The sequence below is a fragment of the Salinicola sp. genome (assembly GCF_982684285.1).
This window is the reverse complement of record NZ_CEXLVS010000181.1, coordinates 1-8,311: the sequence shown is the minus strand read 5'-3', so window position 1 is coordinate 8,311 and position 8,311 is coordinate 1. Positions and strand designations below refer to the sequence as shown.

Genomic DNA, 8,311 nt, shown 5'->3' with positions numbered 1-8,311 from the left:
TTGGCCACCTGCATCACATCGGTCTCGGGGCCGGCCATGGTACCGACCTTGATGGTGTCGGCGGCTTGCGCGGCGCTGGCGACCAGCCCAAGGCTCAGTGCGGCGGCGCTCAGCGTACGTGTCAGTGAAATCGGCATTTGGCGACATTCTCCCTGATGATGAGACGTTCGGGCATGGATTCGAATGCCCGGTGACCGCTGAAATATAACGGAATAACGGCGATCACGGTAATTCATTCTGGTTATGAGTCTAGTGAGGCTCGACGATCACTTGTGATCGCTTTTGCGCACCAGATAGTCCCCCAGGCTCTGGAACAGCTGCACCATGACCACCAGCACCACCACGGTGATCAGCATCACGGTGGGGTTGAAGCGGTTGTAGCCGTAGCGGATACCCAGGTCACCGAGCCCGCCGCCGCCCACGGCGCCGGCCATGGCGGAATAGCTGACCAGGGCGACGATGGTGATCGTCAGGCCGTTGATGATGCCGCCACGCGCCTCCGGCAGCAGCACCTTCATGATGATCTGCATCGGCGTCGCGCCCATCGATTGGGCGGCTTCGACCAGGCCGGGCGAGACCTCGTTGAGCGCACCCTCGACCAGCCGGGCGACGAACGGGATGGCGGCGATGGTCAGCGGCACGGCGGCGGCGTTGGTGCCGATGGAGCTGCCGACGATCAGGCGGGTGAAGGGAATGATCGCCACCAGCAGGATGATGAACGGTACCGAGCGGCCGACGTTGGTGACGACACCGAGCACCGTGTTGACCACCGGCTGCGCCAGGATCTGGCGCGGCCGCGTCACGTAGAGCAGCACCCCGAGCGGGACGCCGGCCAGCGCCGACAGAATGCCGGCGACGGCAACCATGTAAAGTGTCTCCAGCGTGGACTGCCAGACGAGATCAATCAGTGCGCTGGACATGGCCCAGTACCTCCACATGCAGATCAAAGGATTCGAGTGTCGCCAGGGCTTCGCGGGTCTGCATGTCGCTGCCCATCAGCTCGGCGATCATCAGGCCCAGCGTACGCCCCTGAATGGATTCGACCTTGGCCTGCAGGATGCTGACGTCGATGCCGTGCTCCCGTGCCAGTCGCGAGATCAGCGGCGTGGCGACGCTGTCGCCCGAGAACGTCAGCCTCACCACCGGGTGGGTATTCGGTCCGGCCTCCGGCTCGAGACGCTCGATCAGGGCCTGGGGCGCCTCCAGCTTGAGGAAGTCGTTCAGGAACTCCCGTCCCAGCTGCGTGCCGGGCGCGGTGAAGAAGTCGCCCACGTCCGCGTCCTCGACCAGACGTCCGTCGGAGATCAGCCCCACGCGATGGCAGATGGTCTTCACTACCTCCATCTCGTGGGTGATCAACAGGATGGTCAACCCAAGCTGTCGATTGATCTCCTGCAGCAGCGACAGGATCGATGCCGTCGTCTGCGGATCGAGCGCCGAGGTCGCTTCGTCGCACAGCAGCACCTTGGGCCGGCTGGCCAGGGCGCGGGCGATGGCCACGCGCTGTTTCTGGCCGCCCGAGAGTTGTGCCGGATACTGCTTCGTCTTGTCCGCCAGCCCCGTCATCTCCAGCAGCGGCAGCACGCGCTCGCGGATGGCCTGGCGCGACTGGCCCATCAGCTCCAGCGGCAGTGCCACATTGTCGTAGACGGTGCGGTTGGTGAGCAGATTGAAGTGTTGAAAAATCATGCCGCACTGATGCCGTGCCTGACGCAGGGCGGCGGCGTCCATGGCGGTGAGTTCCTGCCCGTCGATGACGACGCGGCCGGCGGTCGGCCGCTCGAGCAGGTTGACGCAGCGGATCAGCGTCGACTTGCCGGCGCCCGAGAGGCCGATGACGCCGTGAATCGTGCCCTTGGGTACCTGCAGGTCGATCTCTTTCAGCGCCTGCACGGCCCCGGGCCCGCTGCCGTAGGTTTTGGAAACGTTGTCCAGTGTGATCATTGGGCGTGCCGAAAGCGTCTGTCTGGGTGTCGGGAGGGAGCGGGGCGGCGTGGCGTGAAGTCAGCGCATCATCGGCGACGGCCCCGCGTCGATGAGCGCGATAGTATACGGATCTCGCGGAGTCCGGGCGACCGCTGCGGTGCGTTTGCGCCGGCAGCGCCGCGAGTCAGGCGTCGCCGTTCGTCCGCGGTAGCAAACCGCCCAGCACGATGCGTTGAATATTGTCGACCGTGGCTTCGAAGAAATCGGGGTCGGCTAGCGTCCTGCCGGAAATCGCCTCGATCTGGACGGCGAAGTCGGCGTAGTGCTGGGTGGTTCCCCACAGCAGGTATATCAGGTGATGCGGATCGACCGGCAGCAGACTGCCGTCAGCGATCCAGCCCTCGATGACCTTCGATTTCTCCTCGACCAGCGCGCGCAAGTGGTGTCGCAGCGCTTCCTTCAGCAGTGGCGCACCCTGGATCATCTCCAGGCAGAAGAGGCGCGACGCCTGCACGTGATCCCTCGACAGCTCGACCTTGAAACGAATGTAGTGACCGATCGCGGCTTCCGGGGGCTGATCGGCGTCGATGGCGCGCATCGGCTCCAGCCAGGTCTCCAGGATCTGCTGAAGGACCGAAACGTAGAGCTTCTCCTTGGAGGGAAAGTAGTAGAGCAGGTTGGTCTTGGAGACCCCGGCCTGGTCGGCGATGGCGTCCAGGCTGGCGCCGCGCAGGCCGAACCGGGAAAACAGCGTCAGCGCGGCATCGCGAATACGTTGCTTGCGGGCTTCGCTGGCAGCGGCGCGGCCAGGGGAGGCGGCGGTGGCTGGCGTGATTGACGTCATGAGCCTCCTGGCTGGCGGGTATCTGAATGGCTTGGCGGTTCTCCACCCCCTGGCGTCGAACCACGGCCATGACAGGTCGATAACATTCGCTGGCACTTTACCACGTCGATTCCGGCCTGGCGCTATCGAGGCCGACCGGCGGCCGGACAATCGTCGCCGCCGGTCGAAGACGTGCGGACGGGATCCGGCAGGCGCGTTCCGCTGCGGCCGATTCATGTCCGGTGGGACCGGCATGCTAGAATTCCCGATCTCTGCCGCCGAGGGCGTCTGCCTTCGTTGGCTCGTCATCCGTTCAGGCCAGGAGGGGGCATGTTTACCGGGATCGTGCAGGATGTGGGGACCGTGGTGGCCATCGAGGCGCGTGAGCAGTTGCACACACACGTGGTATCGATGTCACCGGCGATGCGCGAGGGTCTGACGCTGGGCGCGTCGGTGTCACACAACGGTTGCTGTCTGACGGTGACGGCGATCGAGGGCGAGAACGTCAGTTTCGACCTGATGCGCGAGACGCTGCGCTTGACCAACCTGGGTGACCTCGTCGCCGGAGATCGGGTCAACCTCGAGCGCGCGGCGCGCTTCGGCGACGAGATCGGCGGGCATTCCATGTCCGGCCACGTCATGGCGATGGCCAGACTGGTGGAGATCGACGAGGCGCCGAACAATCGCCGACTGTGGTTCGAACTGTCGCCGGACCTGGCGCGATTCGTGTTCGACAAGGGGTACATCGGGATCGATGGCATCAGCCTGACCGTGGGCGCCGTGGAGCCGGAGCGCTTCTGCGTCACCCTGATCCCGGAGACGCTGGCGAGGACCACGATCGGAGAGCGCTCGCTGGGGGATCGGGTCAATGTCGAGATCGATCCCCAGACCCAGGCGATCGTCGAGACCGTGGAGCGGGTACTGGCCGGCCGCGCCTGAGCGACCGGTTCGGCGCTGGCGGCACGCTCGGGCACCGACGATGCAGGCGTTCCCGAGCAGGTCGCACCGTGGCGCCGGCTTGGGTAACATGGACGCCTTTGCGCCAGGATTTATCGTTCCGCGATGGTCATCCCCGGGCGCGCCGTGTTCGGTCAATGGAGTTTCTTCGATGAGCAGCAGCATCTACGGCGACTATATCAAGTCGGTCATTCGCACCGTACCCGACTGGCCCCAGCCCGGCGTCAATTTTCGTGACATCACGCCGCTGCTCCAGAACAGCGCCGCCTTCCGCAAGCTGATCGACAGTTTCGTGCACCGCTACCAGGAGCTCGAGGTCGATGCCATCGCGGCGATCGATGCACGAGGATTCATCGTCGGCGCGCCGCTGGCCTATGAACTGGGCTGCAGCTTCGTGCCGGTGCGCAAGAAGGGCAAGCTGCCATTCCGCACCATCAGCGAAACCTACACTCTCGAGTACGGCGAATCGACGGTGGAGCTGCATGCCGATGCCTTTCGCGAGCAGGACCGGATCGTGCTGATCGACGACATCATTGCCACCGGCGGCACCATGCTGGCGGCCGCATCGCTGATTCAGCGCAGCGGCGGGCATGTCGTCGAGACCGCGACCATCCTCGACCTGCCGGAGCTGGGGGGCTGGACCAAGATTCGCGAAGCGGGCTACAGCGTCTTCGCGGTCTGCAGCTTCACCGAGGACGAATAGGCCCCTCGTCATCCAACGCGAGCCACGATGCCGTCATCGATCGATGGCGGCCCGACCCATTGCCTGGACCCGCCATGACCGCCAATCGTTACCAGCATCATTTCACCGTTTCCTGGGATCAGATCCATCGCGACGTCAGGGCGCTCTGCCATCGACTCGTCGAGCGCGACTTCGTGGGGATCGTCGCGATCACCCGCGGCGGCCTGATTCCGGCGGCGTTGATCGCCCGCGAACTCAACATCCGCCTGATCGATACCGTCTGCATCAAGAGCTACGACGAGCAGTCGCAGGGGAAGCTGGACGTGATGAAGGGCGTCGACCACGATGGCGACGGCTGGCTGCTGGTCGATGACCTGGTCGATACCGGAAAGACGGCCCGTGCCGTGCGCGACATGCTGCCCAAGTCCCATTTCGTCACCGTCTACGCCAAACCCGAAGGACGACCGCTGGTCGATCAGTATCTGACCGAGGTGGCACAGGATTGCTGGATCCAGTTCCCGTGGGATCTGGGGCACGCCTACGTCGAGCCGCTGGTCGATCAGGTTCGTCCCCCCAAATCCTGACCGCTGCGGAGCGAATCCATGGCCCAGTCGCCCTTACCCGACAGCTGGAACGCCTATCTCGGCGATGAATTTCGTGCCCCCTACATGCAGGCGCTGCGTCAATTTCTCGCCCAGGAAAAGGCGGCCCACAAGGTCATCTATCCCCACTCGTCCCACTGGTTTCGCGCCTTCGAACTGACGCCGCTGGAGCGTGTCAAGGTGGTGATCCTGGGACAGGATCCCTATCACGGGCCCCACCAGGCCCACGGGCTCTGTTTCTCGGTACGCCCCGGGGTACCGACACCGCCATCGCTGCAGAACATCTACAAGGAGCTGGCCAGCGACGTCGGTACCGCGCCGGTCAATCACGGCTTTCTCGAAAGCTGGGCCCGACAGGGCGTGATGCTGCTGAACAGCGTGTTGACCGTGGAGCAGGGCAATGCCGGTTCCCACCGCAATCGCGGCTGGGAGACCTTCACCGATCGTGCCATCCAGGTGATCAACGAGCATTGCGACGGTGTCGTCTTCCTGCTGTGGGGCAGTTACGCCCAGAAGAAGGCGAGCTTCGTCGATCGCGGCAAGCACCTGGTGCTGCACGCGCCGCACCCGTCGCCGCTGTCGGCGCATCGCGGCTTCTTCGGCACTCGCCACTTTTCCCAGGCCAACGATTTTCTCCAGTCGCGGGGCCTGGAGCCGATCGATTGGCAGTTGCCTGCCAGCGTCGCCTGACCCCTGGCAGGTCGCGTACAATATCGGTGTTTCCCATTTTGACGAAGGCGTCGATCATGAGTGTGCACCCCATCTCCCATCCCCTGGTCAAACACAAGCTCGGACTGATGCGTGCGGCGGACATCAGTACCAAGAGCTTCCGTGAACTGGCCTGCGAGGTGGCCAAGTTGCTGACCTACGAGGCGACAAAGAACCTGGAGATGGAGCCGGCGACGATCGAGGGCTGGAACGGCTCCCCGATCGAGGTCGAACAGATCAAGGGCAAGAAGGTCACCATCGTGCCGATCCTGCGTGCCGGCCTGGGAATGCTGGACGGCGTCACCGACCTGATCCCCAGTGCGCGGATCAGTGTCGTGGGTCTCTACCGGAACGAGGAGACGCTGGAGCCGGTGCCCTATTTCGAGAAGTTCGTCAGTGCCCTGGACGAGCGCCTGGCGATCGTGATCGATCCCATGCTGGCCACGGGCGGATCGATGGTGACGACGTTGGACATGCTCAAGGCGCGGGGCTGCCAGCAGATCAAGGTCATCGTGCTGGTGGCGGCGCCGGAGGGCATCGAGCGGGTCCAGAAGGCGTATCCCGAGATCGAGATATACACCGCGTCTGTCGACGAACGACTCGACGAGAATGGCTATATCGTTCCGGGACTGGGCGACGCCGGCGACAAGATCTTCGGTACCCGGTGATCGAGCGAACCGACGTCACGGGGGTGCTGCTGGCCGGCGGCCGCGGACAGCGCATGGGCGGTGTCGACAAGGGGTGGGTAGAGTTCGACGGCCTGCCGCTGGTCACACAGGTGCTGCAGCGTCTGTCGCCGCAGGTGGGTCGCGTCGTGATCAGCGCCAATCGCCATCTCGGGCGCTATCGTCGGCTGGGTCACGCCGTCGTCACGGATTCGCTGCCCGACTATCCCGGGCCGCTGGCCGGCGTAGTGGGCGCCCTGCGGGAAGTTTCCACGCCGTGGATACTACTGGCGCCGGTGGACATGCCCTGGCTTCCCGTCGATACCTTGAGCCGGCTCTCGGGTGCGATCGGCGAGGCGGATATCGCGGTCGCCCACGATGGCAGGCGACTGCAGCCTCTGGTGGCGCTGATACGCAGCTCCCTGGGCGCGGATCTGTCGCAATGGCTGGCGGCGGGCGGCGGCCGGGTCGTCAGCTGGTACGATCGCCACCGCTGGATTCAGGTCGATTTCCCCGCCCAGGAAGCGCAGTTCGCCAACCTCAACACCCCCGGCGAGGTCGAGCTGGCGGGGCGCGCCCAGGGTGGCCACGCCAGCTCGCCGGGTAGTTGCCATGAGTGACACCATCGACATGCCCGCCTGCGACGTTCCTCTGCTGGGAATCGCCGCCTGGAGCGGAACCGGCAAGACGACGCTACTGGAGACCCTGTTGCCCCTGCTTCGGGCGCGGGGTTGGCCGGCAGCCGTCATCAAGCACGCGCATCACGACTTCGATATCGACAAGCCCGGCAAGGACAGTCATCGCCTGCGCGAGGCGGGAGCGACACCCATGGTGGTAGCCTCCGGCCGGCGTTTCGCGCTCATGATGGAAACGCCCGGGCAGCAGGAGCCTGATCTGCCCGCGCTGGTGGCGCAGGTCGCCAGCTTGAAGCCGAGGTTGATTCTGGTCGAGGGGTTCAAGCGCTGGCCGATTCCGAAGCTGGAACTTTATCGCAGCGATGCCGACCAAGCGTGGGCGGCGGAACAGGATCCCTGGGTGCAGGCCGTGGCCTACAAGCCAGACGAGGTGCTCCCCGGAACGCTCGCCCGCCTGCCGACGGGGCTCCCCCGTCTGAACCTGGACGATCCGGGGGAGATCCTGACCTGGGTCGTCGACTGGGCCGCTGCCTGGCAGCCCAGGGCGCAACGCTGAACGACCGGCGTCGTCATCGCCGGGATCGTTGCATCGCCGGCATCCGGTGGCGGATGCGCGGCAGGCACCGGCGCGACGATCAAGCTACACTTGATGTTTGATCCAACGATGGAAAACGAGGCGAGTTCAGCATGACTCTCACGCATCTCAATGCGCGTGGCGAAGCCCACATGGTCGATGTCGCCGACAAGCAGGAGACGCGGCGTGAAGCCCGGGCCCGTGGCTCGGTTCACATGCAGGCTTCGACGCTGGCGCTGCTGGCCGATGGCGATCTGCCCAAGGGCGACGTACTGGCCACGGCCAGGATCGCCGGCATTCAGGCGGCGAAGCGGACCCACGAATTGATTCCGCTTTGTCACGCATTGGCCCTGTCCAAAGTCAGCCTCGAGTTCACCCTGGACGCTGCGGAAAACTGCGTTCACGTCGAGGCGTTCTGCCGTCTCAATGGTCGTACCGGGGTCGAGATGGAGGCATTGACGGCGGTTTCCGTGGCCTGCCTGACGCTCTACGACATGTGCAAGGCGGTCGACAGGGGCATGATCATCGACGGGGTTCGCCTCGAGCAGAAGAGCGGCGGCCGCTCGGGAGGCTGGTCGCGGCAGGCCGCACTCGACTCCCCGCCGGCCTCTTCCGGGGAGGGCGGGGCCGCGGCGCCGACCAAGACGTTGAGAGTGCAGTTCCTGGCAGAGCTCAGGGAGCGCCTCGGGACCGGTGAATACCATCTGGAGTGGGAAAGACTCCCTTCGCCCGATATCGC

The 8,311-nt window shown here is 64.9% G+C and carries 11 protein-coding genes; 8 read left to right on the top strand and 3 right to left on the bottom strand.

Features of this window, described 5'->3' with window-relative positions; genetic code table 11:
* Nucleotides 1-266: 266 nt before the first annotated feature.
* The 3 genes from AC3AYF_RS14925 to rutR all read right to left on the bottom strand — a co-directional run bounded on the left by AC3AYF_RS14925 (nt 267) and on the right by rutR (nt 2,770).
* Complete coding sequence (locus tag AC3AYF_RS14925; RefSeq protein ID WP_295040982.1) at nt 267-920, bottom strand: methionine ABC transporter permease; 654 nt, start codon at nt 918-920, stop codon at nt 267-269.
* The gene (locus tag AC3AYF_RS14920) at nt 901-1,944 is read right to left on the bottom strand and encodes a methionine ABC transporter ATP-binding protein (RefSeq protein ID WP_295040984.1); all 1,044 of its coding nucleotides are present in this window, start codon (nt 1,942-1,944) and stop codon (nt 901-903) included. Before AC3AYF_RS14920 ends, AC3AYF_RS14925 begins: the two co-directional genes overlap by 20 nt.
* 166 nt (nt 1,945-2,110) lie before the next feature.
* Nucleotides 2,111-2,770, bottom strand: coding sequence for an HTH-type transcriptional regulator RutR (gene rutR, locus AC3AYF_RS14915; RefSeq protein ID WP_298848746.1), 660 nt, complete (start codon nt 2,768-2,770; stop codon nt 2,111-2,113).
* Nucleotides 2,771-3,079: 309 nt separating this feature from the next.
* Here rutR and AC3AYF_RS14910 point away from each other — a divergent pair, with 309 nt between their 5' ends.
* From AC3AYF_RS14910 to moaC, 8 genes are all read left to right on the top strand, one after another.
* Nucleotides 3,080-3,688: a riboflavin synthase subunit alpha gene (locus tag AC3AYF_RS14910; protein WP_487779925.1), complete on the top strand. Its 609-nt coding sequence runs from the start codon at nt 3,080-3,082 to the stop codon at nt 3,686-3,688.
* Between the two features lie 169 nt (nt 3,689-3,857).
* A complete protein-coding gene (locus AC3AYF_RS14905; protein WP_487779924.1) occupies nt 3,858-4,409 on the top strand; it encodes an adenine phosphoribosyltransferase in 552 nt (183 codons plus the stop codon).
* 74 nt (nt 4,410-4,483) lie between these two features.
* Nucleotides 4,484-4,972 carry a xanthine phosphoribosyltransferase gene (gene gpt / locus AC3AYF_RS14900; RefSeq protein ID WP_149435671.1) on the top strand — a complete coding sequence of 163 codons (489 nt, stop codon included), beginning with the start codon at nt 4,484-4,486 and terminating at the stop codon, nt 4,970-4,972.
* 18 nt (nt 4,973-4,990) lie between these two features.
* The gene (ung, locus tag AC3AYF_RS14895; protein ID WP_295040235.1) at nt 4,991-5,680 is read left to right on the top strand and encodes a uracil-DNA glycosylase; all 690 of its coding nucleotides are present in this window, start codon (nt 4,991-4,993) and stop codon (nt 5,678-5,680) included.
* 56 nt (nt 5,681-5,736) lie between these two features.
* Nucleotides 5,737-6,366 carry a uracil phosphoribosyltransferase gene (upp, locus tag AC3AYF_RS14890; protein ID WP_295040237.1) on the top strand — a complete coding sequence of 210 codons (630 nt, stop codon included), beginning with the start codon at nt 5,737-5,739 and terminating at the stop codon, nt 6,364-6,366.
* The gene (gene mobA / locus AC3AYF_RS14885) at nt 6,363-6,983 is read left to right on the top strand and encodes a molybdenum cofactor guanylyltransferase MobA (RefSeq protein WP_295040239.1); all 621 of its coding nucleotides are present in this window, start codon (nt 6,363-6,365) and stop codon (nt 6,981-6,983) included. The genes upp and mobA overlap by 4 nt, the downstream gene beginning before the upstream one ends.
* A complete protein-coding gene (gene mobB, locus AC3AYF_RS14880; protein WP_295040241.1) occupies nt 6,976-7,554 on the top strand; it encodes a molybdopterin-guanine dinucleotide biosynthesis protein B in 579 nt (192 codons plus the stop codon). Before mobA ends, mobB begins: the two co-directional genes overlap by 8 nt.
* Before the next feature lie 131 nt (nt 7,555-7,685).
* Nucleotides 7,686-8,311 (top strand): cyclic pyranopterin monophosphate synthase MoaC (gene moaC / locus AC3AYF_RS14875; protein ID WP_487779923.1); only part of this gene is annotated, 626 nt, incomplete at its 3' end.